Source organism: Bacillus sp. FSL P4-0290 (genome assembly GCF_037975435.1).
Taxonomy (GTDB): domain Bacteria; phylum Bacillota; class Bacilli; order Bacillales; family Bacillaceae; genus Bacillus; species Bacillus subtilis.
Genome location: NZ_CP150253.1, coordinates 3,603,838 through 3,628,835, shown reverse-complemented (window position 1 = coordinate 3,628,835; position 24,998 = coordinate 3,603,838). Strand labels below are relative to the sequence as shown.

The 24,998-nt window shown below is 41.5% G+C and carries 29 protein-coding genes; all 29 read left to right on the top strand.

What is annotated here, in order from left to right; genetic code table 11:
* The first annotated feature begins 6 nt into the window (after window positions 1-6).
* Window positions 7-1,164, top strand: coding sequence for a two-component sensor histidine kinase DegS (degS, locus tag MKY10_RS19020; RefSeq protein ID WP_339225980.1), 1,158 nt, complete (start codon window positions 7-9; stop codon window positions 1,162-1,164).
* An 82-nt stretch (window positions 1,165-1,246) separates the two neighbouring features.
* A complete protein-coding gene (gene degU / locus MKY10_RS19015) occupies window positions 1,247-1,936 on the top strand; it encodes a two-component system response regulator DegU (RefSeq protein ID WP_003219701.1) in 690 nt (229 codons plus the stop codon).
* Between the two features lie 97 nt (window positions 1,937-2,033).
* Window positions 2,034-2,879 (top strand): DegV family protein, encoded by an 846-nt coding sequence (locus MKY10_RS19010; protein WP_003244125.1) that lies wholly within the window; start codon window positions 2,034-2,036, stop codon window positions 2,877-2,879.
* Between the two features lie 105 nt (window positions 2,880-2,984).
* Window positions 2,985-4,376: an ATP-dependent helicase ComFA gene (gene comFA, locus MKY10_RS19005; protein WP_003243962.1), complete on the top strand. Its 1,392-nt coding sequence runs from the start codon at window positions 2,985-2,987 to the stop codon at window positions 4,374-4,376.
* Between the two features lie 59 nt (window positions 4,377-4,435).
* The gene (gene comFB, locus MKY10_RS19000) at window positions 4,436-4,732 is read left to right on the top strand and encodes a late competence protein ComFB (protein WP_003227989.1); all 297 of its coding nucleotides are present in this window, start codon (window positions 4,436-4,438) and stop codon (window positions 4,730-4,732) included.
* Window positions 4,696-5,418, top strand: a complete 723-nt coding sequence (gene comFC, locus MKY10_RS18995; protein ID WP_003227991.1) for a comF operon protein ComFC — start codon at window positions 4,696-4,698, stop codon at window positions 5,416-5,418. Before comFB ends, comFC begins: the two co-directional genes overlap by 37 nt.
* A gap of 73 nt (window positions 5,419-5,491) precedes the next feature.
* Window positions 5,492-5,911, top strand: a complete 420-nt coding sequence (locus MKY10_RS18990; RefSeq protein WP_003227995.1) for a TIGR03826 family flagellar region protein — start codon at window positions 5,492-5,494, stop codon at window positions 5,909-5,911.
* 80 nt (window positions 5,912-5,991) lie between these two features.
* On the top strand, window positions 5,992-6,258 hold the full coding sequence (gene flgM / locus MKY10_RS18985) for a flagellar biosynthesis anti-sigma factor FlgM (RefSeq protein ID WP_003227997.1): 267 nt from the start codon (window positions 5,992-5,994) through the stop codon (window positions 6,256-6,258).
* Between the two features lie 15 nt (window positions 6,259-6,273).
* Window positions 6,274-6,756, top strand: a complete 483-nt coding sequence (gene flgN, locus MKY10_RS18980) for a flagellar protein FlgN (RefSeq protein WP_003227999.1) — start codon at window positions 6,274-6,276, stop codon at window positions 6,754-6,756.
* A gap of 18 nt (window positions 6,757-6,774) precedes the next feature.
* On the top strand, window positions 6,775-8,298 hold the full coding sequence (gene flgK / locus MKY10_RS18975) for a flagellar hook-associated protein FlgK (RefSeq protein ID WP_003228001.1): 1,524 nt from the start codon (window positions 6,775-6,777) through the stop codon (window positions 8,296-8,298).
* A 10-nt stretch (window positions 8,299-8,308) separates the two neighbouring features.
* Window positions 8,309-9,205, top strand: coding sequence for a flagellar hook-associated protein FlgL (gene flgL / locus MKY10_RS18970; RefSeq protein ID WP_003228004.1), 897 nt, complete (start codon window positions 8,309-8,311; stop codon window positions 9,203-9,205).
* Between the two features lie 46 nt (window positions 9,206-9,251).
* Window positions 9,252-9,827 carry a DUF6470 family protein gene (locus MKY10_RS18965; RefSeq protein WP_003243053.1) on the top strand — a complete coding sequence of 192 codons (576 nt, stop codon included), beginning with the start codon at window positions 9,252-9,254 and terminating at the stop codon, window positions 9,825-9,827.
* Between the two features lie 20 nt (window positions 9,828-9,847).
* On the top strand, window positions 9,848-10,279 hold the full coding sequence (fliW, locus tag MKY10_RS18960) for a flagellar assembly protein FliW (RefSeq protein ID WP_003228007.1): 432 nt from the start codon (window positions 9,848-9,850) through the stop codon (window positions 10,277-10,279).
* Window positions 10,273-10,497, top strand: a complete 225-nt coding sequence (gene csrA / locus MKY10_RS18955) for a carbon storage regulator CsrA (RefSeq protein WP_003219727.1) — start codon at window positions 10,273-10,275, stop codon at window positions 10,495-10,497. Before fliW ends, csrA begins: the two co-directional genes overlap by 7 nt.
* 144 nt (window positions 10,498-10,641) lie before the next feature.
* Window positions 10,642-11,556: a flagellin Hag gene (gene hag / locus MKY10_RS18950; RefSeq protein ID WP_003228021.1), complete on the top strand. Its 915-nt coding sequence runs from the start codon at window positions 10,642-10,644 to the stop codon at window positions 11,554-11,556.
* A gap of 232 nt (window positions 11,557-11,788) precedes the next feature.
* Window positions 11,789-12,118 carry a flagellar protein FlaG gene (flaG, locus tag MKY10_RS18945; protein ID WP_009968250.1) on the top strand — a complete coding sequence of 110 codons (330 nt, stop codon included), beginning with the start codon at window positions 11,789-11,791 and terminating at the stop codon, window positions 12,116-12,118.
* A gap of 17 nt (window positions 12,119-12,135) precedes the next feature.
* Window positions 12,136-13,632 carry a flagellar hook-associated protein 2 gene (locus tag MKY10_RS18940; RefSeq protein WP_003242960.1) on the top strand — a complete coding sequence of 499 codons (1,497 nt, stop codon included), beginning with the start codon at window positions 12,136-12,138 and terminating at the stop codon, window positions 13,630-13,632.
* A 21-nt stretch (window positions 13,633-13,653) separates the two neighbouring features.
* The gene (gene fliS, locus MKY10_RS18935) at window positions 13,654-14,055 is read left to right on the top strand and encodes a flagellar export chaperone FliS (RefSeq protein WP_015251116.1); all 402 of its coding nucleotides are present in this window, start codon (window positions 13,654-13,656) and stop codon (window positions 14,053-14,055) included.
* A complete protein-coding gene (fliT, locus tag MKY10_RS18930; protein ID WP_003242603.1) occupies window positions 14,052-14,393 on the top strand; it encodes a flagella biosynthesis regulatory protein FliT in 342 nt (113 codons plus the stop codon). The genes fliS and fliT overlap by 4 nt, the downstream gene beginning before the upstream one ends.
* Before the next feature lie 9 nt (window positions 14,394-14,402).
* On the top strand, window positions 14,403-14,780 hold the full coding sequence (locus MKY10_RS18925; RefSeq protein WP_003244377.1) for a hypothetical protein: 378 nt from the start codon (window positions 14,403-14,405) through the stop codon (window positions 14,778-14,780).
* A 190-nt stretch (window positions 14,781-14,970) separates the two neighbouring features.
* Entirely contained in the window at window positions 14,971-15,540 is a 570-nt protein-coding gene (gene hpf, locus MKY10_RS18920) for a ribosome hibernation promotion factor (protein ID WP_003228031.1), read from the top strand.
* Between the two features lie 167 nt (window positions 15,541-15,707).
* Entirely contained in the window at window positions 15,708-18,233 is a 2,526-nt protein-coding gene (secA, locus tag MKY10_RS18915; RefSeq protein ID WP_003228033.1) for a preprotein translocase subunit SecA, read from the top strand.
* A gap of 69 nt (window positions 18,234-18,302) precedes the next feature.
* Window positions 18,303-19,404 (top strand): peptide chain release factor 2 gene (gene prfB, locus MKY10_RS18910; protein WP_010886623.1). Its coding sequence is split into 2 segments (ribosomal slippage): window positions 18,303-18,374 and window positions 18,376-19,404, totalling 1,101 coding nucleotides; the frame shifts between segments, so codons are not numbered across the junction.
* A 165-nt stretch (window positions 19,405-19,569) separates the two neighbouring features.
* Window positions 19,570-20,415, top strand: coding sequence for a YitT family protein (locus tag MKY10_RS18905; RefSeq protein ID WP_003242677.1), 846 nt, complete (start codon window positions 19,570-19,572; stop codon window positions 20,413-20,415).
* A 48-nt stretch (window positions 20,416-20,463) separates the two neighbouring features.
* The gene (gene cccB, locus MKY10_RS18900; RefSeq protein WP_048655013.1) at window positions 20,464-20,802 is read left to right on the top strand and encodes a cytochrome c551; all 339 of its coding nucleotides are present in this window, start codon (window positions 20,464-20,466) and stop codon (window positions 20,800-20,802) included.
* A gap of 234 nt (window positions 20,803-21,036) precedes the next feature.
* The gene (ftsE, locus tag MKY10_RS18895; RefSeq protein ID WP_003228039.1) at window positions 21,037-21,723 is read left to right on the top strand and encodes a cell division ATP-binding protein FtsE; all 687 of its coding nucleotides are present in this window, start codon (window positions 21,037-21,039) and stop codon (window positions 21,721-21,723) included.
* Complete coding sequence (gene ftsX / locus MKY10_RS18890; RefSeq protein ID WP_015251119.1) at window positions 21,716-22,606, top strand: permease-like cell division protein FtsX; 891 nt, start codon at window positions 21,716-21,718, stop codon at window positions 22,604-22,606. Before ftsE ends, ftsX begins: the two co-directional genes overlap by 8 nt.
* A 139-nt stretch (window positions 22,607-22,745) precedes the next feature.
* Complete coding sequence (gene ctpB, locus MKY10_RS18885; RefSeq protein WP_003228041.1) at window positions 22,746-24,188, top strand: carboxy-terminal processing protease CtpB; 1,443 nt, start codon at window positions 22,746-22,748, stop codon at window positions 24,186-24,188.
* Between the two features lie 383 nt (window positions 24,189-24,571).
* Window positions 24,572-24,925, top strand: coding sequence for a swarming motility protein SwrAA (gene swrA, locus MKY10_RS18880; protein ID WP_015251121.1), 354 nt, complete (start codon window positions 24,572-24,574; stop codon window positions 24,923-24,925).
* Window positions 24,926-24,998: the final 73 nt, after the last annotated feature.

Sequence of the window (24,998 nt, the reverse complement as noted above, 5' to 3'; positions counted from 1 at the left end):
GAAATTATGAATAAAACAAAGATGGATTCCAAAGTGCTGGATTCTATTTTGATGAAGATGCTGAAAACCGTTGACGGGAGCAAGGACGAGGTTTTTCAAATCGGGGAGCAGTCACGCCAGCAGTATGAACAGCTGGTCGAAGAACTGAAACAAATTAAACAGCAGGTGTATGAAGTGATTGAGCTTGGCGATAAACTTGAAGTGCAAACTCGCCATGCGAGAAACCGTTTATCCGAGGTCAGCCGTAATTTTCATAGATTCAGTGAAGAGGAAATCCGCAATGCTTATGAAAAAGCCCATAAGCTGCAGGTAGAATTGACGATGATCCAGCAGCGTGAGAAGCAATTGCGCGAACGGCGGGACGATTTGGAGCGCAGATTGCTAGGGCTTCAGGAAATCATTGAGCGGTCAGAATCATTAGTAAGCCAAATTACAGTTGTGCTCAACTACTTGAATCAGGATTTGCGCGAAGTTGGACTGCTTCTTGCTGATGCTCAGGCAAAACAGGATTTCGGCTTAAGAATCATTGAGGCGCAGGAAGAAGAGCGAAAAAGAGTCTCAAGAGAAATCCATGACGGACCCGCTCAAATGCTGGCGAATGTTATGATGAGATCGGAATTAATCGAGCGGATTTTCCGTGACCGGGGCGCAGAGGACGGATTCCAAGAAATTAAAAATCTACGCCAAAATGTTCGGAATGCCCTTTACGAAGTGAGAAGGATTATATATGATTTAAGACCGATGGCCCTTGATGACCTAGGCCTGATTCCAACTTTAAGAAAATATCTATATACAACCGAGGAATATAACGGGAAGGTCAAAATACATTTTCAGTGCATTGGAGAAACAGAGGATCAGAGGCTAGCGCCTCAGTTTGAGGTTGCGCTCTTCAGGCTCGCACAGGAAGCTGTGTCTAATGCGCTAAAGCATTCTGAATTTGAAGAAATTACAGTCAAAGTTGAGATCACAAAGGATTTTGTGATTTTAATGATAAAAGATAACGGTAAAGGGTTCGACCTGAAGGAAGCGAAAGAGAAGAAAAACAAATCATTCGGCTTGCTGGGCATGAAAGAAAGAGTAGATTTATTGGAAGGAACGATGACAATAGATTCGAAAATAGGTCTTGGGACATTTATTATGATTAAGGTTCCGTTATCTCTTTGACTATGATTTGTAAAATAGAGCCAAAAGGCATATTGACCGAATGCTAGAGTATATAGAACAATAATACAAGGAGGCGTGGCTTGTGACTAAAGTAAACATTGTTATTATCGACGACCATCAGTTATTTCGTGAAGGTGTTAAACGGATATTGGATTTTGAACCTACCTTTGAAGTGGTAGCCGAAGGTGATGACGGAGACGAAGCGGCTCGTATTGTTGAGCACTATCATCCTGATGTTGTGATCATGGATATCAATATGCCAAACGTAAATGGTGTGGAAGCTACAAAACAGCTTGTAGAGCTGTATCCTGAATCTAAAGTAATTATTCTATCAATTCACGATGACGAAAATTATGTAACACATGCCCTGAAAACAGGTGCAAGAGGTTATCTGCTGAAAGAGATGGATGCTGATACATTAATTGAAGCGGTTAAAGTAGTGGCTGAGGGCGGATCTTACCTCCATCCGAAGGTTACTCACAACCTCGTTAACGAATTCCGCCGCCTTGCAACAAGCGGAGTTTCTGCACACCCTCAACATGAGGTTTACCCTGAAATCCGCAGACCATTACATATTTTAACTAGGCGGGAATGTGAAGTGCTGCAGATGCTTGCAGACGGAAAAAGCAACCGCGGTATTGGTGAATCATTGTTTATCAGTGAGAAAACCGTTAAAAACCATGTCAGCAATATTTTACAAAAAATGAATGTAAACGACCGGACGCAAGCCGTTGTGGTCGCCATTAAAAATGGCTGGGTAGAAATGAGATAGTATAATAGGAGACTTGCCTTTTACTAGGCAGGTCTTTTTTTAGGCTGCCGTTTCCCTTACAATAGAGTTATAAAGCAATAAGGCAGGTATCGAAGCTATGAATATTGCAGTCGTAACAGACAGCACGGCATATATTCCGAAAGAAATGCGTGAACAACATCAGATACATATGATCCCTCTCCAGGTTGTTTTTAGGGAGGAGACTTACCGTGAAGAAATTGAGTTGGACTGGAAAAGCTTTTATGAAGAAGTGAAAAAACATAATGAGCTCCCGACGACTTCTCAGCCGCCAATCGGCGAGCTGGTTGCGTTGTATGAAGAGCTTGGCAAGTCTTATGATGCGGTTATCAGTATCCATCTTTCCAGCGGGATCAGCGGAACATTCAGCAGTGCAGCAGCGGCTGATTCGATGGTCGACAATATTGATGTGTATCCATTTGACTCAGAGATCAGCTGCTTGGCTCAAGGCTTTTATGCCCTTAAAGCTGCTGAATTAATCAAAAACGGAGCATCATCGCCGGAAGATATTATAAAAGAACTGGAAGAAATGAAAAAAACAGTTCGAGCTTATTTTATGGTAGATGACTTAGCCCATCTTCAGCGCGGCGGGCGATTAAGCAGCGCCCAAGCCTTCATTGGTAGTCTTCTAAAGGTAAAGCCTATCCTTCATTTTGACAATAAGGTAATTGTGCCTTTTGAGAAGATTCGCACACGTAAAAAAGCAATTTCGCGAATTTATGAGCTTTTAGACGAAGATGCGAGTAAAGGGTTGCCTATGCGAGCTGCTGTTATCCACGCTAATCGAGAGGAAGAAGCAGCGAAAATCATTGAAGAGCTTTCTGCAAAATATCCTCATGTTGAATTTTATAACAGCTATTTTGGCGCGGTAATCGGCACTCATTTGGGTGAAGGTGCGTTAGGAATTTGCTGGTGTTTTAAATAAGGCCAAATCTCCGTTTTTAGAGCGGAGATTTTTTTATATTCTTATTTTAATAGTTGGACAGAAAATATTCATTCAGGCATACTGTTTCGAAAGGAGGCGTGCTATGTGAATGTGCCAGTTGAAAAAAACAGTTCCTTTTCAAAAGAATTGCAGCAGACGCTTCGAAGCCGTCATTTGCTCAGGACTGAGCTCTCATTTTCCGATGAGATGATTGAATGGCATATCAAGAATGGATATATCACTGCTGAAAATTCTATATCCATAAATAAACGGAGATATAGATGTAATAGGTGCGGACAAACTGATCAGCGGTATTTTTCTTTTTATCACTCATCTGGAAAGAATAAGCTGTATTGCCGTTCCTGTGTCATGATGGGCAGAGTGAGTGAGGAGGTTCCTTTATATTCATGGAAAGAGGAAAATGAATCAAACTGGAAGTCTATTAAGCTGACATGGGATGGCAAGCTTTCAAGCGGACAGCAAAAAGCCGCCAATGTTTTAATTGAAGCAATATCAAAAAAAGAAGAGCTCCTCATCTGGGCGGTTTGCGGCGCTGGCAAAACAGAAATGCTGTTTCCTGGTATAGAATCAGCGTTAAATCAAGGACTGCGTGTATGTATTGCAACACCTCGCACCGATGTTGTATTAGAGCTTGCTCCAAGACTCAAGGCTGCCTTTCAGGGTGCTGACATTTCAGCGCTTTACGGAGGAAGCGATGACAAAGGGCGGCTATCTCCGCTTATGATTTCCACTACGCATCAGCTTTTGCGATATAAAGATGCAATCGATGTTATGATCATTGATGAAGTTGACGCTTTTCCATATTCTGCTGATCAAACCCTTCAATTCGCTGTTCAAAAAGCAAGAAAGAAAAACAGCACCCTCGTTTATTTAAGTGCAACACCTCCTAAAGAATTAAAAAGAAAAGCACTGAACGGACAGTTACATTCAGTTCGCATCCCCGCAAGACACCACCGGAAACCTTTACCCGAACCGCGCTTTGTATGGTGTGGAAACTGGAAGAAGAAATTAAACCGAAATAAAATTCCGCCAGCGGTGAAAAGATGGATAGAGTTTCATGTAAAAGAAGGGAGGCCTGTTTTTTTATTCGTTCCTTCCGTTTCTATTCTGGAAAAGGCTGCTGCGTGCTTTAAAGGTGTTCATTGCCGAACCGCATCTGTGCACGCGGAAGACAAGCATAGAAAGGAGAAAGTGCAGCAATTCAGAGATGGTCAGCTCGATCTATTAATCACAACAACAATACTGGAAAGAGGCGTCACAGTCCCCAAGGTGCAAACGGGTGTACTAGGAGCGGAATCGTCTATCTTTACTGAAAGCGCACTTGTTCAAATTGCAGGAAGAACCGGCCGGCATAAAGAATATGCGGACGGCGATGTCATTTACTTTCACTTCGGCAAAACAAAGAGTATGCTCGATGCAAGAAAGCATATAAAAGAAATGAATGAATTGGCAGCAAAAGTTGAATGTACAGACTAGCCATTATTTGAAAACGTGGTACAGTATACTCATATAACCGATGATGAGGAGCTGTAAAAATGCTTGTCAATTCAAAAGAAATCGTAATGAAAGAACTGCTCGACCGATATATGGACCAGCTTCATATGGCCTGTACTTGCCAAGTATGCCAAAACGATGTATTGGCACTTTCTTTAAACAAAGTGAGTCCATCCTACGTTACTGATTTTAAAAAGATCGCATATACGAAAGCTGAGCTGGTAGATAAACAAAAAAACACAGCAATGCTTGTCATTTTGGCTGAATCTGCTGCAGTAGTTTCAGAGAGTCCAAGCGATTTATGTCAAACGAAGCAGGAGGAGGCATTCATAAACTGATCTGTTTATTATGTGATTCGCAATTTTCTCAAGATGTTACATGGAGAGCCCTTTTTTTACTAAAGCCTGATGAAAAGGTTTGTTATTCTTGCAGAAGCAAATTAAAGAAAATCACAGGACATATCTGCCCCCTGTGCGGCAGACCTCAATCTGTTCATGCCGTATGCAGGGATTGCGAGGTGTGGAGAACAAGGATCAGAGACAGTTTGCTATTGCGTCAAAACCGTTCAGTTTACACATATAATGATATGATGAAAGAAACGCTCTCCCGTTTTAAATTTAGAGGAGATGCAGAAATCATAAATGCATTTAAAAGTGATTTTTCTTCAACCTTTTCTAAGGTTTACCCCGATAAGCATTTTGTTCTTGTACCTATTCCGCTGAGCAAGGAACGGGAAGAAGAGCGCGGATTTAACCAGGCACATCTCTTGGCAGAATGTTTAGACCGGCCTTCCCACCATCCCCTCATTCGCCTGAATAATGAGAAACAGTCAAAGAAAAAGAAAACAGAACGCCTGCTGTCAGAGTGCATTTTTGATACAAAAAATAATTCAGCAGAAGGTATGAATATCATTTTAATAGACGATCTTTATACAACAGGCGCCACCTTGCACTTCGCAGCCCGCTGCTTATTAGAAAAAGGAAAAGCCGCTTCAGTGTCATCTTTTACCTTGATCAGAAGCTAAATGATTCTGTTTTTATGCCGATATAATCACTAGAAATTGACACAGGCATATTATCTAATAAGGAGAAAAAAAGATGGGAGAACTGGCTAATTGTCCGAAATGCAATGCTTTATTTTTAAAAACAAAGCTGCAAACCGTATGTCAGGCGTGTATTAAGGAAGAAGAAAAATCATTTGAGACTGTCTATAAATTTTTAAGAAAACAGGAAAACCGGCAATCAACTTTGAGCCGGATAACTGAGGAAACAGGTGTGGAAGAAGAGCTGATATTGAAATTCATCAGGCAGAAGCGAATTCAGATCACTCATCTTCCTAATTTGGCATACCCTTGTGAAAGGTGCGGGACATCGATTAGAGAAGGCAAGTTCTGCAAGGCTTGCCAGTCCGATATTAAGGATCAAATGGATCATTTGAACCACGAGGATGCTCTGAAAATCGAGAAAGAAAATAGTAAAAAAGACACATACTATGCCTATAATACCAAAAACAGCTGATTCCCTAAACTAACTGAAAACGCAGTCGATAAAAGGGTTAAGATTGTTTAAAGACTGCAACGGAAAGCGAGAGGAATCCTATGAAAATCAATCAATTTGGAACACAATCCGTTAATCCATATCAAAAAAATTATGATAAGCAAGCGGTGCAAAAAACTGTTGCACAGCCTCAAGATAAAATTGAAATTTCATCACAGGCTAAAGAAATGCAACATGCATCCGACGCAGTCACTGGTTCACGACAGGAAAAAATTGCGCAGCTTAAAGCGCAAATTGAAAACGGGTCATACAAAGTAGACGCAAATCATATTGCGAAAAATATGATTAATTTTTATAAAAAGCAATAAAAAAGGAGAAAGCCCATGTCAGCGAAGGCAATTATTGAACAATTGAAGCGACTTTGCGTTCTGCATGAGCACCTGCTCACGCTGTCTGAAGAAAAGACGGAAGCGCTCAAAGCCGGCAAAACAAAAGAGCTTTCTAACATTTTGACAAAAGAGCAAAAATATATTCAAGCAATCACGCAGACAGAAGATGACCGGATCAAAACAACTTCGGCCTTTCTCGGATATAGCGAAAATAATACTATTTCCGCATGTATCGCCAAAACCTCAGGCAGTGAAAAGGAAGAGCTGGAACAACTATACGAATCTCTTTCTCAAGTTCTCGGACGTCTGAAAAAAGTAAATGAGATGAATAGGCAGCTGACAAGAGACGCGCTGCAATTCATCTCTATTTCGTACGATATGCTGGTTCCTAAGGAAAATAACTTCAATTACAGCAAATCAATTAAAGCTGAGCTGCCGAAAAGTAGCAAAATGAAACTGTTTGATTCAAAAGCTTAGCAGAAAGGAATTCAGAAAATGACATCTACCTTTATGGGGCTTGAAACTGCAAGGCGGGCGTTAAGCGCTCAGCAGGCAGCGTTAAGCACTACTGCAAATAACGTGGCAAATGCCAATACTGATGGTTATACAAGACAGCGGGTCTCATTGGAGGCAACTGACTATTTCCCTGCTGTATCTAAAAATGCAGAAAAAACAGCGGGACAAATGGGTACGGGCGTTCAAGGAAAATCAGTTGAGAGAATAAGAGATATCTTTCTTGACTACCAATACCGTCTTCAAAACAACAGTGCCGGATACTATGACACGAAGGCAAAAGCGCTGTCCCAAATGGAAGGCGTTTTAAATGAAACGGATGACAGCGGCTTGAACAGTGTGCTCAATTCGTTTTGGAATTCCCTGCAGGAATTATCGAATAATACAAATGAAGAAAGTGCACGTTCTGTTGTTGCTCGAAAAGGACAAGCTGTAGCTGAAACGTTTAATTATATTTCTGAATCACTTACAAATGTCCAATCGAATTTAAAAGCAGAGCTAAATACAACTGTGTTGGATGTCAATTCTCTGCTTTCTCAGTTAAACAGTTTAAATAAGCAAATTGCACAAGTAGAGCCGGTCGGGCTTCTTCCGAATGGCTTATATGACCAGCGAGATTTGCTGATCGATAAATTATCCTCAATGGTTGATATCAAAGTCAGCTACAACAAATCAGGCGGGAATGCACTTGCATCTGCTGAAGGAACTGTATCAATTGAAATCCTTGATAAAAATAAACAGTCGCTAGGAACTGTTTTGGACGGTAAAAATTACGAGGTTTCAGAACTTGCAGCCAACTATGATAATGAAACTGGGTTAGTATCAAGTATTTCAATCGGGGATACAGCTGTACAGGCGGAGTCCTTTAGCAGCAAGGGATCCCTTTTAGGGTTTATAGAGTCTTATGGGTATATAACAGCAGATGGCCAAGAAAAGGGCGTATACCCGGAAATGCTTTCTGATCTTGACAATATGGCGCTTGAATTCGCGAAAGCTTTCAATGAAGTGCACAGAAATGGTGTGACCAAGAGCGGTGAACAAGGCGGAGACTTTTTTGATTTTACTGGCGGTGAAACTGAACCTGCCAAGGGCGCGGCGGGCAAGATCAAAGTGGCTGACAGCATAATAGATTCAAAAGGCGCAAACATTGCTTTCTCACTGACTGGCGCAGCCAACGATAACGCAAATGCTACAAAATTAGCAAATGTTTTAACCGGTAAAATAACCATTAACGGTAAAGAAACTAGTGTTTTAGATTATTATGCGGGTCTGATTGGCGAGCTAGGGATCGAAGCTCAAGAGGCTAATCGACTGGCGTCTAATACAGAAACACAGCTGAATGATGCTGACATAAACCGTCAGCAAATGAGCGCAGTTTCTTTAGACGAAGAAATGACGAATATGATTCAATTCCAACACGCATACAATGCAGCTGCAAGAATGGTGACTTTACAAGACGAATTGCTTGATAAAGTGATCAACGGCATGGGTGTTGGAGGAAGGTAGGTAGAGTCACATGAGAGTAACACAAGGCATGATACAGCAAAACTCACTGAGATATATCGGTTCGAGCTACTCGAAGCTGGATAAACTCCAGTCGCAGATTTCTTCAGGAAAAAAAATCTCAAAAGCTTCCGACGATCCTGTAGTAGCAATGAAAAGCTTAAAGTATAATACGCAACTGTCTCAAGTGCAGCAGTACAAAAGCAATGCTTCTCAAGCCTTTACCTGGCTCGAAAACACAGAAACAAACATTACAGAAGGAATTGACATCTTGTCAAAGGTCAGAGAATTAGCGGTTGAAGCTCAAAATGATACAAACGGCGAGCCGGAGCGGCAAGCGATTGGCGTAGAGGTAAAGCAGTTAAAGGAACAGCTTTTAAATATTGCGAATACACAAGTGAACGGCAGATATATCTTTAATGGCACAAATTCAGATAAGCCTCCGGTTACAGATAACGGAGACGGAACTTATACAATTTCTGATACAGCTGATGTCGTAGTCAATATATCAAATAATATGTCATTGAAAGTGAATTCAGATCCAAAGTCAGCTTTTGGAGGCACTTCTGAAAGCGGGCAGAATGTATTTGAAATGCTTGATTCTTTTGAGAAAGCACTAAATTCTGGTTCGCTAGATGGCATGGACAGTGTTTTAAATGATATTGATCATTTTTCTGACGGCATGAGCGCTGAACGATCTGATCTTGGAGCGAGATATAATCGTCTTGAACTGGTTAATACAAGACTGTCAGCGCAAGAAGAAACAGCTACCAAAGTGTTATCAGACAATGAAGATGTAGAACTGGAAGAAGTAATAACTGAATTTATTGCGCAGCAAAGTGTGCACAGGGCTACTCTGGCCGTTAATGCGCAAATTGTTCAGCCTACATTGATTGACTTTTTAAAGTAAGCGGCTCTTAGGAGTTCGCTTTTTTTATAGTTCAGGAGGTAGAGTGATGCAGATTCCCAGATTGATTATGCATAGTGTTCAAGGAAAAATTGGTTTAACAACGACGCCTGCCAGCTTAAAAATGGAGCAGCCTCAAGCTGATCTAGAGATCGAACAGCCGAGTGCGGAAATGGAAATATCGGTGACACCTGGAAAACTCACGATTGACCAGACACAAGCATGGGAAGAATTAGACAGAAAGCATGTTTTCAAGAGAATTGAAGAAGCCGCCCAACAAGGGCATGAGGATGTAATGGAGGGAATAGCACGCACTGCAGAAGAAGGCGACGAGCTTATGAAGATTGAAAATAAGGGGAACCCAATCGCTTCACAAGCAAGGAGGAACTCTGAAATGCACCAAATTCAATTAGGCGAAAATTATGCTCCTTCTCTTTCGAGGGTGAAAATACAATATACTCCGTCACAGCTTGATGTGCAGATTACGCCGCGAAAGCCTGTTATTCAGGCTGAGCCGCATAAGCCAATTGTTGAATATACGCCAGGAAATGTTAAGGTTGACATGCTTCAATACCCTGATTTAAATATAGATGTAGAATACCCGAAAGAATCACCCGAAAAGTAAAAAGAAAAGGATCGTGAACAATGATCATTCATACGAAGTACCATGGCCAAATGAACATAAAAGAAGAACAAATCATTCTTTTTGAAAGCGGGATTCCAGGCTTTTTAGAAGAAAAACAGTTCGTCATACTTCCGCTTTCAGAAGACTCTCCATTCGTGGCACTGCAGTCCGTCACTTCAGAAAATCTTGCGTTTATCGTCGTAAGTCCGTTTATCTTTTTTAAGAATTATGAATTTGATCTTGATGAATCAACTGCTGAACTTTTGGATATCGATAATATTCAAGACGTAGAAGTCATGACAATATTGACTATGGCAGAGCCATTTGAAAAGTCTACTGCGAATTTATTGGCTCCCATTATTGTGAATCGCAAGAACATGATGGCTAAGCAAGTCGTTTTACACGACTCCTCATATACGACAAAGCATCCGATTGGAGGAGAATCATGCTAGTTTTATCGCGGAAAATAAACGAAGCGATTCAAATAGGTGCTGATATTGAAGTAAAAGTGATTGCGGTTGAAGGGGATCAAGTGAAGCTTGGAATTGACGCCCCAAAGCATATTGATATTCACAGGAAAGAAATTTACTTGACCATTCAGGAAGAAAATAACCGTGCAGCAGCGTTATCCAGCGATGTGATCTCCGCATTATCCTCACAAAAAAAGTGAGGATTTTTTTATTTTTGTATTAACAAAATCAGAGACAATCCGATATTAATGATGTAGCCGGGAGGAGGCGCAAAAGACTCAGCCAGTTACAAAATAAGGGCACAAGGACGTGCCTTAACAACATATTCAGGGAGGAACAAAACAATGAGAATTAACCACAATATTGCAGCGCTTAACACACTGAACCGTTTGTCTTCAAACAACAGTGCGAGCCAAAAGAACATGGAGAAACTTTCTTCAGGTCTTCGCATCAACCGTGCGGGAGATGACGCAGCAGGTCTTGCGATCTCTGAAAAAATGAGAGGACAAATCAGAGGTCTTGAAATGGCTTCTAAAAACTCTCAAGACGGAATCTCTCTTATCCAAACAGCTGAGGGTGCATTAACTGAAACTCATGCGATCCTTCAACGTGTTCGTGAGCTAGTTGTTCAAGCTGGAAACACTGGAACTCAGGACAAAGCAACTGATTTGCAATCTATTCAAGATGAAATTTCAGCTTTAACAGATGAAATCGATGGTATTTCAAATCGTACAGAATTCAATGGTAAGAAATTGCTCGATGGCACTTACAAAGTTGACACAGCTACTCCTGCAAATCAAAAGAACTTGGTATTCCAAATCGGAGCAAATGCTACACAGCAAATCTCTGTAAATATTGAGGATATGGGTGCTGACGCTCTTGGAATTAAAGAAGCTGATGGTTCAATTGCAGCTCTTCATTCAGTTAATGATCTTGACGTAACAAAATTCGCAGATAATGCAGCAGATACTGCTGATATCGGTTTCGATGCTCAATTGAAAGTTGTTGATGAAGCGATCAACCAAGTTTCTTCTCAACGTGCTAAGCTTGGTGCGGTACAAAATCGTCTAGAGCACACAATTAACAACTTAAGCGCTTCTGGTGAAAACTTGACAGCTGCTGAGTCTCGTATCCGTGACGTTGACATGGCTAAAGAGATGAGCGAATTCACAAAGAACAACATTCTTTCTCAGGCTTCTCAAGCTATGCTTGCTCAAGCAAACCAACAGCCGCAAAACGTACTTCAATTATTACGTTAATTTTAAAAAAGACCTTGGCGTTGCCAGGGTCTTTTAATTTAAATTTCTATCTCCTAATCATTCCTCATCCTGTCACTAACTCATGATATAATAACCGGATTCTCCACTAACTTTTTATAAATGTATTTCCATACAAGAAATCTAAAACAGAAGATTTTTTTCCAAAAATATGTGTAATCTTATCTCGACTTAGTCGATATAAACGATAGATTGGGGCATAGGGGATGATCAATTGAACATTGAAAGGCTCACTACGTTACAACCTGTTTGGGATCGTTATGATACTCAAATACATAATCAGAAAGATAATGATAACGAGGTTCCTGTTCATCAAGTTTCATATACCAATCTTGCTGAAATGGTGGGGGAAATGAACAAGCTTTTGGAACCTTCGCAAGTTCATCTGAAGTTCGAGCTTCATGACAAGTTAAATGAATACTATGTAAAGGTAATAGAGGACTCTACAAATGAAGTGATCCGCGAAATTCCACCAAAACGGTGGCTTGATTTTTATGCGGCTATGACTGAATTTCTTGGGTTATTTGTAGATGAAAAAAAGTAGAATAGGAGTGGTTTGAGATGGTCACAAGAATAACAGGTCTGGCGTCAGGAATGGATATAGATGATATCGTATCAAAGCTGATGCAGACAGAAAGAGCGCCGCTTGATAAGCTGACACAAAAAAAGCAGACTCTTGAATGGCAGCGTGACAGCTATCGTGAAGTAAACTCAAAAATAAAAGAATTGCAAGATTATATGTCTAAAAATACGTTGACATATCCGAGCACGTATCAGAGCAAAACTGTGACAAGCTCTAATGAGTCTGTGTTAACTGCTACAGGAAGCGTAAGTGCGCCAAATTCTTCGTCTACTGTTGAAGTGGCGAGCTTGGCAACTGCAGCAACGTATAAGGCAAACAATTATACGGGATACACACAAGGCGATTACAATTTGGCATTTAACGTTGTTGCGCCTGGCGAAACAACAGCAAAAACAGTGAACATTAGTGTGACGAGTGCCGATACGATTGATAATGTGATTTCTAAACTTAACAGCTCAGATCTAGGAGTATCAGCATTTAAAGATAAAATTTGGAATGGTACAGAGTACGTAGAAACGATTGCGTTTTCTTCTAAAGCAACAGGTGCAGGAGGAAGCATACAGGCAGCAGACTCTGCTACAGCTGACTTTATGTCCGGTCAGCTTGGTTTTTCTTTGGATGCTGATAATAAGCTTACTGCTTACAAAGAAGGCACAAATGCCAAAGTCACAATCAACGGCTTTGAAATGGAGAAGCTGACAAACAATTTCACGGTGAATGGTGTTACTTATTCGATTAAAAATACAACTGCAGCCACAGGCCCTGTTACCACATCTGTTTCTACTGATGTTGATGGGATTTATAACCAAATCAAAGAGTTTGTAGATAAATACAATGAACTGGTTGACAGCCTGAATGAAAAGCTGAAAGAAGAAAAATACCGAGACTATACGCCACTCACGAGTGAACAAAAAGAAGCCATGTCCGATAAAGAGGTAGAGCTCTGGGAGGAGAAGGCGAAAAGCGGATTGCTGAGAAACGATTCAAGCATCAGCACTGGCACGAACCAAATGCGGACTGACTTTTATACTCAAGTGAATGCGGATGGGAAAACCTATCAATTAACTGAATTTGGCATCACAACTTCAAGTGCTTACCAACTGCGAGGGCACTTAGAGATTAACGAAGAGAAATTGAAAGCAAAAATAGCAGAAGATCCTCAAGGAGTTGCTAATCTTTTTACAAGTGGAACAAATGATAGTAACTATAGCGATAAAGGTATTATGAAGCGGATTACTAATACACTTAGAAGTACTGTGAAAAGTATTGAAGCTAAAGCTGGGAACTCGACAATGGGAGCTAGTAGCTATTCCATTGGAAAAAATTTAAACTCGATAAGTACTGAAATAACTGATATGCAGGACAGATTGAATACCATAGAAAACCGCTATTATTCAAAATTCAGTGCAATGGATTCTGCGATTCAAAAAATGAACGAACAAGCGTCCTATTTATCACAGCTTCTTGTACAATAAATGTAATTTGGAGGATGACACATGGCGATCCAAAATCCATATACAGCCTATCAGCAAAATTCAGTGAATACGGCTACACCCGGGGAGCTGACGCTTATGCTGTATAATGGCTGTTTGAAATTTATAAGACTTGCCGCTCAGGCCATTGAGAATGATGATATGGAACGTAAAAATGAAAATCTGATTAAAGCGCAAAATATTATTCAGGAATTAAATTTTACACTTAACCGTAACATAGAGCTTTCCGCTTCTATGGGTGCGATGTACGATTATATGTATCGCAGATTGGTACAGGCAAATATCAAAAATGATACGGGCATGCTGGCTGAGGTTGAAGATTATGTAACAGATTTTCGCGATGCTTGGAAACAAGCCATTCAAAGTGAGCGGAAGGACCGGCACGGATCAGGCGGGATCGCATGAATAATATAGATCAACTATACACTGAGACGAAGAGTATGCTGTCACACATACAAAATACGCCGGAAAGCGATGAACTTTTAAAGCAAATTGAAGACTTTGTGGCTACACGGTCTGAACTGATTCAGGAGATATCTCTGCCGCTTTCAGAAGAAGAGCGAAAGCAGATGAAACTTATTTTGACATGGGATCAGCTGATTGTGAAGGAAATGGAAAGACTGAAGCAGTCAATCGCAACAGAACTTCAGCAGATGAAAAGAAAACGTGTGATGCATACGACGTATTTAAACCCTTATAACAACATTACGATTGACGGCACATATTATGACAAGCGTAAATAGGTGAGTGCCTTGAAGAGCATTGAAGATTATACGCTTTTATCAGCTTATTATCATCTTCTTTTTACCATCGAAGAGGGGTTGTGTTATTTGATAGAGGCTGAAGAGAATTTATCAAAAACAGAAGGGGATCGGATCTACCAAGATCTGATCCAAGCCTTTTTTTATTTGGATTCAACACATTCAACACTTCTCTTCATTATGGATTCGCGGTGTGCTGAAATTTGTGTGAAAGCATTTGACCAAATTTTTGCGGAGTTTGATCAATTGGTCTCTTTCTCTTTTCCCTCTCATGAGTTCTGTGAGTATTTAAAGGAACATTTTCTGATTCATTATAGAAAATGGATGCTGTCTATTCATCAATGTATGGAACCCTTTTTAATCAATTAGGCGTGTTTGAGGTATTTGTTTCGTTCAATCAGCATATACATATACCTCCGAACCGCCAATAACAGAGCAAATACAAACAAAATTCGACAAAGTTCACTGAATTTTCACAAAAGATTTATGTTTCAGCAGGAATTGTAAAGGGTAAAAGAGAAATAGATACATATCCTTAATAAAAGGGAGGCGTTCTTTGATGAACTATAACATCAGAGGAGAAAATATTGAAGTGACACCCGCGTTAAAGGATCATGTCGAGAGGAAGATCGGCAAGCTGGAGCGCTATTTTGACCATAGCGTGGATGCTGATGTGAACGTCAACTTGAAGTTTTACAATGACAAGGAGTCTAAGGTTGAGGTTACGATTCCGATGACAGATCTGGCGCTTCGGTCCGAGGTGCATAACGAGGATATGTACAACGCAATTGATCTCGCAACAAACAAACTGGAACGTCAAATCCGTAAGCATAAAACGAAAGTAAACCGTAAATTCCGTGAGCAGGGCTCTCCAAAATATTTATTGGCAAACGGTCTTGGCTCTGATACAGATATTGCGGTTCAGGATGACATAGAAGAGGAGGAGAGCTTGGACATCGTCCGTCAGAAACGCTTTAATTTAAAGCCGATGGATAGTGAAGAAGCGATCTTGCAAATGAATATGCTCGGCCATAATTTCTTTGTTTTCACAAATGCGGAAACAAACCTTACAAATGTCGTGTACCGCAGAAATGACGGGAAGTATGGCTTAATTGAACCGACTGAATAATGAAGAGAAGCCTTCCGTGATGTCCGCGGAAGGTTTTTGTTTTTCTTATTTGCAAATTCTTTGGAAATAACAAAAGGTATGATATGATAATGAGAGGTATACATGGACTAGTAAATTATTTATACATGCCTCTAAAATAGGCATGTGATGATAGAGGAGCGTTATAAATGCTTGGAATTTTAAATAAAATGTTTGATCCAACAAAACGTACGCTGAATAGATACGAAAAAATTGCTAACGATATTGATGCGATTCGCGGAGACTATGAAAATCTCTCTGACGACGCATTGAAACATAAAACAATTGAATTTAAAGAGCGTCTTGAAAAAGGGGCGACAACGGATGATCTTCTTGTTGAAGCTTTCGCTGTTGTTCGAGAAGCTTCACGCCGCGTAACAGGCATGTTTCCGTTTAAAGTCCAGCTCATGGGGGGCGTGGCGCTTCATGACGGAAATATAGCGGAAATGAAAACGGGGGAAGGGAAAACATTAACGTCTACCCTGCCTGTTTATTTAAATGCGTTAACCGGTAAAGGCGTACACGTCGTGACTGTCAACGAATACTTGGCAAGCCGTGACGCTGAGCAAATGGGGAAAATTTTCGAGTTTCTCGGTTTGACTGTCGGTTTGAATTTAAACTCAATGTCAAAAGACGAAAAAAGGGAAGCTTATGCCGCTGATATTACTTACTCCACAAACAACGAGCTTGGCTTCGACTATTTGCGTGACAATATGGTTCTTTATAAAGAGCAGATGGTTCAGCGCCCGCTTCATTTTGCGGTAATAGATGAAGTTGACTCTATTTTAATTGATGAAGCGAGAACACCGCTTATCATTTCTGGACAAGCTGCAAAATCCACTAAGCTGTACGTACAGGCAAATGCTTTTGTCCGCACGTTAAAAGCGGAGAAGGATTACACGTACGATATCAAAACAAAAGCTGTACAGCTTACTGAAGAAGGAATGACGAAGGCGGAAAAAGCGTTCGGCATCGATAACCTCTTTGATGTGAAGCATGTCGCGCTCAACCACCATATCAACCAGGCCTTAAAAGCTCACGTTGCGATGCAAAAGGACGTTGACTATGTAGTGGAAGACGGACAGGTTGTTATTGTTGATTCCTTCACGGGACGTTTGATGAAAGGCCGCCGCTACAGTGAGGGGCTTCACCAAGCGATTGAAGCGAAGGAAGGGCTTGAGATTCAAAACGAAAGCATGACCTTGGCGACGATTACGTTCCAAAATTACTTCCGGATGTACGAAAAACTTGCCGGTATGACGGGTACAGCTAAGACAGAGGAAGAAGAATTCCGCAACATCTACAATATGCAGGTTGTCACGATCCCTACCAACAGGCCTGTTGTCCGTGATGACCGACCGGATTTAATTTACCGCACGATGGAAGGAAAGTTTAAGGCAGTTGCGGAGGATGTCGCACAGCGTTACATGACAGGACAGCCTGTTCTAGTCGGTACGGTTGCCGTTGAAACATCTGAATTGATTTCTAAGCTGCTTAAAAACAAAGGAATTCCGCATCAAGTGTTAAATGCCAAAAACCATGAACGTGAAGCGCAGATCATTGAAGAGGCCGGCCAAAAAGGCGCAGTTACGATTGCGACTAACATGGCGGGGCGCGGAACGGACATTAAGCTTGGCGAAGGTGTAAAAGAGCTTGGCGGGCTCGCTGTAGTCGGAACAGAACGACATGAATCACGCCGGATTGACAATCAGCTTCGAGGTCGTTCCGGACGTCAGGGAGACCCGGGGATTACTCAATTTTATCTTTCTATGGAAGATGAATTGATGCGCAGATTCGGAGCTGAGCGGACAATGGCGATGCTTGACCGCTTCGGCATGGACGACTCTACTCCAATCCAAAGCAAAATGGTCTCTCGCGCGGTTGAATCGTCTCAAAAACGTGTCGAAGGCAATAACTTCGATTCGCGTAAACAGCTTCTGCAATATGATGATGTTCTCCGCCAGCAGCGTGAGGTCATTTATAAGCAGCGCTTTGAAGTCATTGACTCTGAAAACCTGCGTGAAATCGTTGAAAATATGATCAAGTCTTCTCTCGAACGCGCAATTGCAGCCTATACGCCAAGAGAAGAGCTTCCTGAGGAGTGGAAGCTTGACGGTCTAGTTGATCTTATCAACACAACTTATCTTGATGAAGGTGCGCTTGAGAAGAGCGATATCTTCGGCAAAGAACCGGATGAAATGCTTGAGCTCATTATGGATCGCATCATCACAAAATATAATGAGAAGGAAGAGCAATTCGGCAAAGAGCAAATGCGCGAATTCGAAAAAGTTATCGTTCTTCGTGCCGTTGATTCTAAATGGATGGATCATATTGATGCGATGGATCAGCTCCGCCAAGGGATTCACCTTCGTGCTTACGCGCAGACGAACCCGCTTCGTGAGTATCAAATGGAAGGTTTTGCGATGTTTGAGCATATGATTGAATCAATTGAGGACGAAGTCGCAAAATTTGTGATGAAAGCTGAGATTGAAAACAATCTGGAGCGTGAAGAGGTTGTACAAGGCCAAACAACAGCTCATCAGCCGCAAGAAGGCGACGATAACAAAAAAGCAAAGAAAGCGCCGGTTCGCAAAGTGGTTGATATCGGCCGAAATGCCCCATGCCACTGCGGAAGCGGGAAAAAATATAAAAATTGCTGCGGCCGTACTGAATAGTTCGCCCCGGCAAGTTTACTGACCGCGGCGCCTGCAGGCGCCTGCGGATCTTTTAATGAGGTGAATGAAATGGAATTATCAGAAATCAGAGCAGAGCTCGAAAATATGGCTTCTCGTTTAGCGGACTTTAGGGGGTCTCTTTGACCTCGAATCAAAGGAGGCCCGCATTGCTGAGCTAGATGAACAAATGGCTGATCCGGAATTCTGGAATGATCAGCAAAAAGCTCAAACGGTTATAAATGAAGCAAACGGTTTAAAGGATTATGTCAATTCGTATAAAAAATTGAATGAATCCCACGAAGAATTACAAATGACTCATGATCTTTTGAAAGAAGAGCCGGACACTGATCTCCAGCTTGAGCTTGAAAAAGAACTAAAATCATTAACAAAAGAGTTCAATGAGTTTGAGCTTCAGCTTCTTCTCAGCGAGCCGTATGATAAAAATAACGCGATTTTAGAACTGCACCCTGGTGCTGGCGGTACAGAGTCACAGGACTGGGGCTCTATGCTTCTTAGAATGTATACAAGATGGGGAGAGCGCCGCGGCTTTAAAGTAGAGACTCTCGATTACCTTCCAGGTGACGAGGCGGGAATCAAGTCAGTGACATTGCTCATCAAAGGACACAACGCTTACGGGTATCTCAAAGCAGAAAAAGGTGTTCATCGTCTTGTGCGGATCTCACCATTTGATTCATCAGGCCGCCGCCACACATCTTTCGTTTCATGTGAAGTCATGCCTGAATTTAACGATGAAATTGATATTGATATTCGTACGGAGGATATTAAAGTTGACACGTACCGTGCAAGCGGCGCGGGCGGACAGCACGTCAATACGACGGATTCAGCCGTTCGGATTACTCACTTGCCGACGAATGTAGTTGTGACATGCCAAACGGAGCGCTCACAAATTAAAAACCGTGAAAGAGCCATGAAAATGCTGAAGGCCAAGCTGTATCAGCGCAGAATTGAAGAGCAGCAGGCAGAGCTGGATGAAATTCGCGGTGAACAAAAAGAAATCGGCTGGGGCAGCCAAATCCGTTCTTATGTATTCCATCCGTATTCCATGGTAAAAGACCATCGGACCAATACAGAAATGGGGAACGTTCAAGCTGTAATGGATGGTGACATTGATACGTTTATTGATGCCTACCTGCGTTCTAAGCTTTCATAAGCTGAAAAACACACCTGATGCATACGGGTGTGTTTTTTTATTTCTTATATCCTTGATTTCACTGCTGCTTTAGCATATTACCACTGTATTTGGGTGTTATTTACATCTAATCAGGGAAGGATTAAAATGCTATCGGAGAGCATTGGAAGAAACGGAGGATATATGATGGACGTACGGAATAAAACATTGTGGATTTTGCGGGATTATGTATACATATTGATAGGAGCAGCGATTACGGCCGTGTCCTTTAATGTATTTTTGCTTCCGAATAAGATTGCCGCCGGCGGGGTCAGCGGGATCAGTACGATTTTACAATCATATGGTTTTGAAGCAGCGTATGTACAGTGGATTATTAATATCCCTTTATTTATTGCTGGCGTCATTTTGCTCGGCGGGAAATTTGGACTAAAGACGCTTGCAGGTTCTGTGTTTTTGCCGCTAGTAGTGTTTCTGACAAGGGATATTCAGCCCGCCACTCATCATGAACTCCTGGCGGCGATTTTTGGCGGTGTCGGGATAGGTATCGGAATTGGTATTGTGTACTTAGGGAAAGGTTCGACGGGAGGTACAGCCTTGGCTGCACAGATCATTCATAAGTACTCCGGTCTGTCATTGGGGAAGTGTCTCGCCATCATTGACGGAATGATCGTTGTTACGGCTATGATTGTATTTAATATTGAGCAAGGCTTATATGCCATGCTTGGCGTCTATGTGTCCAGCAAAACCATTGATGTTGTGCAAGTCGGCTTTAATCGTTCAAAAATGGCGCTCATCATTACAAAGCAGGAGCAGGCTGTCAAGGAGGCTGTCTTACAGAAGATTGACAGAGGCGTGACAAAAATTTCTGCAGTCGGCGGATATACTGACGATGACCGTCCGATTTTAATGTGCGTGGTTGGGCAAACTGAATTCACCAAATTGAAACAAATCGTCAAACAGATTGATGAGTCAGCTTTTGTAATTGTAGCAGACGCGAGCGAGGTGCTGGGCGAGGGTTTCAAACGCGCTTAAACGAGGTTATAATATGGAAGAGATCGTAAAGGAGTTGTGCTTCTCAACATGAAATCAAAGTTATTGATACTAATGGTTGGATTTGCGCTTTCTGTTCTGTTGGCTGCCTGCGGATCAAACGATGCAAAAGAAGAGAAGGCAGACACCGGCAGCAAGACGGAAGCCACTGCATCTGAAGGGGAAGAATTATATCAGCAAAGCTGCGTGGGCTGCCACGGCAAGGATTTAGAAGGTGTGTCAGGGCCTAATCTCCAAGAGGTCGGAGGCAAATACGATGAACACAAAATTGAAAGCATTATTAAAAACGGCCGCGGCAATATGCCAAAGGGGCTTGTAGAGGATAACGAAGCCGCTGTTATTGCCAAATGGCTGTCAGAAAAAAAGTAAGATAAAAACATCCTTGCCGAGTGCCGGCAAGGATGTTTTTATGCCTTGACAATATGAATGAAAAGAAACTGTAATAGTATTATGTCTAAATTTGACGTATAATGAAGTGTATTGAAAAAGGGAACTTTCAGATTTTTCATCTTTTTACAAATGAATGGGTCATAAATTGTCGAATGCATTCGAAGAGTATGACCGTGTGATAGATAAAATGATATAAAAAGATTAGGTGATTTCATGATAGAGATGAAGGAAGTATATAAAGCCTATCCGAACGGCGTAAAAGCGCTCAATGGGATTTCTGTTACCATTCATCCCGGCGAGTTTGTGTATGTTGTTGGTCCGAGCGGAGCAGGTAAATCTACTTTTATTAAAATGATTTACAGAGAAGAAAAACCGACAAAAGGACAAATTTTAATCAATCATAAAGATCTCGCGACAATTAAAGAAAAAGAGATTCCTTTCGTGCGCCGAAAAATAGGCGTTGTCTTTCAAGATTTCAAGCTTCTTCCGAAACTTACTGTTTTTGAAAATGTGGCATTTGCCCTTGAAGTGATTGGAGAACAGCCGTCTGTCATTAAGAAACGGGTGCTTGAAGTGCTTGATCTCGTGCAGCTGAAGCATAAAGCGCGACAATTTCCTGACCAGCTTTCAGGCGGGGAGCAGCAGCGTGTATCTATTGCAAGATCAATTGTGAACAACCCTGATGTTGTCATTGCTGATGAACCGACAGGAAACCTTGATCCGGATACGTCTTGGGAAGTCATGAAGACGCTGGAGGAAATTAACAACCGCGGGACAACAGTCGTGATGGCGACACATAATAAAGAAATCGTAAACACCATGAAGAAACGTGTCATTGCAATCGAAGATGGTATCATTGTGCGTGATGAGTCAAGAGGGGAGTATGGTTCATATGATTAAAATTCTCGGGCGCCACTTGCGTGAGAGTTTTAAATCTCTCGGGAGAAACACATGGATGACATTTGCATCCATTAGTGCTGTAACCGTTACGCTGATTTTAGTCGGCGTGTTTTTAGTGATTATGCTGAATTTGAATAACATGGCCACGAATGCAGAAAAACAAGTCGAAATCAAAGTGCTGGTTGATCTGACTGCAGATCAGAAGGCACAGGACAAGCTTCAGAACGATATTAAGGAACTGAAGGGCATTCAGAGTGTCACTTTTTCATCTAAAGAAAAAGAGCTTGACCAGCTGGTTGACAGTTTTGGTGACAGCGGAAAATCCCTGACAATGAAGGATCAAGAAAACCCGCTTAATGATGCGTTTGTCGTCAAAACGACAGATCCGCATGATACGCCGAACGTGGCGAAAAAGATCGAAAAAATGGATCATGTTTATAAAGTCACTTATGGAAAAGAAGAGGTCAGCCGTTTGTTTAAAGTAGTCGGCGTTTCCCGCAACATCGGAATCGCGTTAATTATCGGCCTGGTATTTACGGCGATGTTCTTAATTTCCAACACCATTAAAATTACAATTTTCGCAAGAAGAAAAGAAATTGAAATCATGAAGCTTGTCGGCGCGACAAACTGGTTTATTCGCTGGCCGTTTTTCCTTGAAGGATTGCTGTTAGGCGTATTCGGTTCTGTGATTCCGATTGCACTGGTGCTGAGCACTTACCAATACGTCATCGGATGGGTCGTTCCAAAGGTTCAAGGATCATTTGTCTCTCTTCTTCCTTATAATCCATTTGTATTCCAAGTTTCGCTAGTGCTGATTGCAATCGGCGCAGTAATTGGAGTATGGGGAAGTCTGACTTCCATCCGCAAGTTTTTGCGAGTATAAAGTGAAAAAGCCGTTCCGTTTTCGGGACGGCTTTTCATTTGCCTTCTTTTTCTTCTATGATTACATGAAATCTCCATCCTTTACATATACTATCTCTAGGTTTTGGTAAAGACAGTCTGGCATACAGGAGGAGTAAAGGATGAATCAAAAAATAATGGCTGTGATAGCAGCAGGGAGCATGCTGTTCGGAGGCGCTGGTGTATATGCGGGAATCAACCTGCTTGAGATGGATAAGCCCCAGACTGCAGCAGTTCCCGCGACGGCACAAGCTGACTCTGAACGGGATAAAGCTATGGACAAAATCGAAAAAGCGTATGAGTTAATTTCGAATGAGTACGTAGAAAAAGTAGATAGAGAAAAGCTGCTCGAGGGAGCCATCCAGGGAATGCTGTCTACGCTAAATGATCCTTATTCTGTTTACATGGACAAGCAGACAGCTAAGCAATTTTCTGATTCTCTTGATTCCTCATTTGAAGGCATCGGGGCTGAGGTTGGAATGGAAGACGGCAAAATTATTATTGTTTCTCCATTCAAGAAATCGCCAGCGGAAAAAGCCGGGTTGAAGCCTAATGATGAAATTATCAGCATCAATGGAGAATCGATGGCCGGCAAGGATTTAAACCACGCTGTGTTAAAAATAAGAGGAAAAAAAGGGTCCAGCGTTTCAATGAAGATTCAGCGGCCTGGAACGAAGAAGCAGCTGTCATTCCGGATCAAGAGAGCTGAGATTCCGCTCGAAACGGTTTTTGCATCAGAGAAAAAAGTACAGGGGCATTCTGTCGGATATATTGCCATCTCTACTTTTTCTGAGCACACTGCAGAGGATTTTGCAAAAGCGCTGAGGGAGCTTGAGAAAAAAGAAATAGAAGGACTTGTCATTGATGTACGCGGCAACCCGGGCGGATATCTTCAAAGTGTGGAAGAAATTCTTAAGCATTTTGTTACAAAGGATCAACCGTATATTCAGATTGCTGAACGCAATGGGGATAAAAAACGTTATTTTTCAACATTGACCCATAAAAAAGCGTACCCTGTCAATGTGATTACGGATAAAGGAAGTGCCTCTGCATCAGAAATTCTTGCCGGCGCATTAAAGGAAGCTGGCCATTATGATGTTGTAGGCGATACGTCTTTTGGAAAGGGAACGGTTCAACAGGCTGTGCCAATGGGGGACGGCAGCAACATCAAATTAACGCTTTACAAGTGGCTGACGCCAAATGGAAACTGGATTCATAAGAAAGGAATTGAACCGACCATTGCGATTAAGCAGCCCGATTATTTCTCCGCCGGGCCCTTACAGCTGAAAGAGCCGCTTAAAGTGGACATGAACAATGAAGACGTCAAGCATGCGCAGGTATTGTTAAAAGGTCTCAGCTTTGATCCGGGACGTGAGGATGGCTATTTCAGCAAAGACATGAAAAAAGCGGTTATGGCTTTTCAGGATCAAAACAAGCTGAATAAAACCGGTGTGATCGACACTCGCACTGCAGAGACATTAAATCAGCAGATAGAAAAGAAAAAATCAGATGAAAAAAATGATTTGCAGCTTCAAACAGCATTGAAATCATTATTTGTCAATTAAAGGAGATGGTATTCCGTCTCCTGTTTCTTTGTGCTTAAAGAGATTATGGATCATAAGTCACATAAAAAATGAGTTTTTGACAAGAAATTAAAAAAATTTTCACAAATAAACATTTATAAAGGACTGTTATTACCCGATATCAATATATGAGAGAGACTTTCTAACGAGTTAATATGCATTTAAAATGAAACTTTTGCAAGTTGCCTAGTCTTTGTTTACTTCATACAATATAAGAAGGTTCTAAAAAGAACAGTAATCAGGTTAATGGCAGCTGAACGACAGGTATTTAAAGAGTAACGTTAGCGAGAATGCTTGTTAGCACTCCAGTACTGCTGCTTATACTGGCCCGTGCTTATCTGTATAAAGAAAATGGGGGTTCACAATTGAAGAGGGCAAGTATTGTGCGTGAAAAAAAATATTATGAATTAGTGGAACAATTAAAAGACAGAACACAAGACGTAACATTTTCAGCTACAAAAGCACTAAGTCTTCTTATGCTGTTCAGCAGATATTTGGTCAATTACACCAATGTCGAATCAGTAAATGACATTAATGAGGAATGCGCCAAACATTATTTTAACTACTTAATGAAAAACCATAAGCGATTAGGAATTAATCTGACAGATATAAAAAGGTCGATGCATCTAATCAGCGGGTTATTGGATGTGGATGTAAACCACTATTTAAAGGATTTTTCACTATCGAATGTCACGCTGTGGATGACGCAAGAGAGATAAACTCTCCAGAGGATATCCAAGCCATTTAATATTTGATAGAATATGAGTAACATGTTTGGCTTGAGGCGGTGAG

What these genes read in the sequence shown, in the direction of transcription:
- degS (WP_339225980.1), top strand. Translation starts at nt 7, where the DNA reads ATGAATAAAACAAAGATGGATTCCAAAGTGCTGGATTCTATTTTGATG.
- MKY10_RS19010 (WP_003244125.1), top strand. Translation starts at nt 2,034, where the DNA reads ATGAATATTGCAGTCGTAACAGACAGCACGGCATATATTCCGAAAGAA.
- comFB (WP_003227989.1), top strand. Translation starts at nt 4,436, where the DNA reads ATGCTTGTCAATTCAAAAGAAATCGTAATGAAAGAACTGCTCGACCGA.
- comFC (WP_003227991.1), top strand. Translation starts at nt 4,696, where the DNA reads ATGTCAAACGAAGCAGGAGGAGGCATTCATAAACTGATCTGTTTATTA.
- MKY10_RS18990 (WP_003227995.1), top strand. Translation starts at nt 5,492, where the DNA reads ATGGGAGAACTGGCTAATTGTCCGAAATGCAATGCTTTATTTTTAAAA.
- flgM (WP_003227997.1), top strand. Translation starts at nt 5,992, where the DNA reads ATGAAAATCAATCAATTTGGAACACAATCCGTTAATCCATATCAAAAA.
- flgN (WP_003227999.1), top strand. Translation starts at nt 6,274, where the DNA reads ATGTCAGCGAAGGCAATTATTGAACAATTGAAGCGACTTTGCGTTCTG.
- flgK (WP_003228001.1), top strand. Translation starts at nt 6,775, where the DNA reads ATGACATCTACCTTTATGGGGCTTGAAACTGCAAGGCGGGCGTTAAGC.
- flgL (WP_003228004.1), top strand. Translation starts at nt 8,309, where the DNA reads ATGAGAGTAACACAAGGCATGATACAGCAAAACTCACTGAGATATATC.
- MKY10_RS18965 (WP_003243053.1), top strand. Translation starts at nt 9,252, where the DNA reads ATGCAGATTCCCAGATTGATTATGCATAGTGTTCAAGGAAAAATTGGT.
- fliW (WP_003228007.1), top strand. Translation starts at nt 9,848, where the DNA reads ATGATCATTCATACGAAGTACCATGGCCAAATGAACATAAAAGAAGAA.
- csrA (WP_003219727.1), top strand. Translation starts at nt 10,273, where the DNA reads ATGCTAGTTTTATCGCGGAAAATAAACGAAGCGATTCAAATAGGTGCT.
- hag (WP_003228021.1), top strand. Translation starts at nt 10,642, where the DNA reads ATGAGAATTAACCACAATATTGCAGCGCTTAACACACTGAACCGTTTG.
- MKY10_RS18940 (WP_003242960.1), top strand. Translation starts at nt 12,136, where the DNA reads ATGGTCACAAGAATAACAGGTCTGGCGTCAGGAATGGATATAGATGAT.
- fliS (WP_015251116.1), top strand. Translation starts at nt 13,654, where the DNA reads ATGGCGATCCAAAATCCATATACAGCCTATCAGCAAAATTCAGTGAAT.
- fliT (WP_003242603.1), top strand. Translation starts at nt 14,052, where the DNA reads ATGAATAATATAGATCAACTATACACTGAGACGAAGAGTATGCTGTCA.
- hpf (WP_003228031.1), top strand. Translation starts at nt 14,971, where the DNA reads ATGAACTATAACATCAGAGGAGAAAATATTGAAGTGACACCCGCGTTA.
- secA (WP_003228033.1), top strand. Translation starts at nt 15,708, where the DNA reads ATGCTTGGAATTTTAAATAAAATGTTTGATCCAACAAAACGTACGCTG.
- MKY10_RS18905 (WP_003242677.1), top strand. Translation starts at nt 19,570, where the DNA reads ATGGACGTACGGAATAAAACATTGTGGATTTTGCGGGATTATGTATAC.
- cccB (WP_048655013.1), top strand. Translation starts at nt 20,464, where the DNA reads ATGAAATCAAAGTTATTGATACTAATGGTTGGATTTGCGCTTTCTGTT.
- ftsE (WP_003228039.1), top strand. Translation starts at nt 21,037, where the DNA reads ATGATAGAGATGAAGGAAGTATATAAAGCCTATCCGAACGGCGTAAAA.
- ftsX (WP_015251119.1), top strand. Translation starts at nt 21,716, where the DNA reads ATGATTAAAATTCTCGGGCGCCACTTGCGTGAGAGTTTTAAATCTCTC.
- ctpB (WP_003228041.1), top strand. Translation starts at nt 22,746, where the DNA reads ATGAATCAAAAAATAATGGCTGTGATAGCAGCAGGGAGCATGCTGTTC.